1 protein-coding gene and 1 pseudogene are annotated in these 532 nt (G+C 37.6%); one reads left to right on the plus strand and one right to left on the minus strand.

From position 1 onward, the window contains the following. A partial coding sequence (locus tag ACYVTD_RS16010; RefSeq protein WP_461248677.1) for a hypothetical protein occupies positions 1 to 187 on the minus strand: 187 nt, incomplete at its 3' end. On the opposite strand from ACYVTD_RS16010, the pseudogene ACYVTD_RS16015 reads away from it, so the two are divergent. After that, positions 171 to 532: pseudogene (locus tag ACYVTD_RS16015) on the plus strand (hybrid sensor histidine kinase/response regulator); the annotation flags it as partial. The gene ACYVTD_RS16010 and the pseudogene ACYVTD_RS16015 overlap by 17 nt on opposite strands.

The raw sequence follows: 532 nt of genomic DNA on the forward strand, positions 1-532 counted from the left end.
CGATTTTTCTGCCTGTCTGGTGGGTTCGGAGATTTTTATAAGAAACAGTTATTTTTATTATCCCGATGTTCCTTGCCGGCGTTTTTTGGGGTTTTTCCAGCATAGATGACTGCCGCCGTGAACGCAGTTTCTTAAATGAAGAAATTAGTATTTTAAGATCGGCGGGATTAATGATGAGTACCGCCATAAACCACAATAGCCAAACAATGAAAATACACGAGGCTGATGAGCGAACACAGATAATGCTTGATGCCGCTCCTTTTAGCGTTATTTTTTGGGACAAAGATCTAAAACTTATTGATTGTAATCAGGAATCTGTAAAAATGTTCGATATGATAGACAAGCCCGATTTTATTGAAAATTTTTATCATCTTTCCCCTGAATATCAACCTGACGGTATTCTGTCAAAAGATAAAGGTATTGATCTTGTCGGGAAAGCTTTAAGAGAAGGGTACAGCCGTTTTGAATGGACGCATCAGAAAATGAAAAGAGAATTGATACCAGTAGAAGTAATTTGTATTCGGGTTAAACA

This window comes from Treponema sp. R6D11, from assembly GCF_054786075.1.